This is a genomic window from Agrobacterium sp. 10T429, from assembly GCF_056393925.1.
In genome coordinates, this window is record NZ_JBFTGV010000060.1 from 1 (window position 1) to 428 (window position 428).

The following is a 428-nucleotide window of genomic DNA, read 5'->3' on the forward strand; positions in this document are numbered from 1 at the left end:
ATCGTCCCCTTGCTGGCCTACGCGCTGTTCGGCCCGAGCCGAATTCTGGTGCTGGGGCCGGATTCCGCGCTGGCGGCGCCGATTCTGGCCGTCGTCATTACCGCTTCCGCCGGCGATCCGGCGCGCGCCATCGCCACAGCCAGCCAGATGGCCATCGTTTCCGGCCTGTTTTGCATCGTGCTGGGGCTGCTGCGCCTTGGGTTCATCACCGAGCTGCTGTCGAAGCCGATCCGCTACGGCTATATGAATGGCATTGCGCTGACCGTGCTGGTCAGCCAACTGCCGAAACTGTTCGCCATCCAGATCGAGGATGCCGGGCCGTTGCGCGAGTTGTGGGAGCTGGGCCGGGCGATTGCCGATGGCCAGACCAACGGCTACAGCTTCGCGGTGGGGGCGGCCAGCCTGGTCGTGATCCTGCTGCTCAAGCG

Annotated in this window: 1 protein-coding gene; it reads left to right on the plus strand. The window is 65.9% G+C overall.

What is annotated here, in order from left to right; translation table 11 throughout:
- Positions 1–428, plus strand: a 428-nt coding sequence (locus AC1DCP_RS26500; RefSeq protein WP_476774885.1) for a SulP family inorganic anion transporter, incomplete at both ends; no start/stop codon positions are given.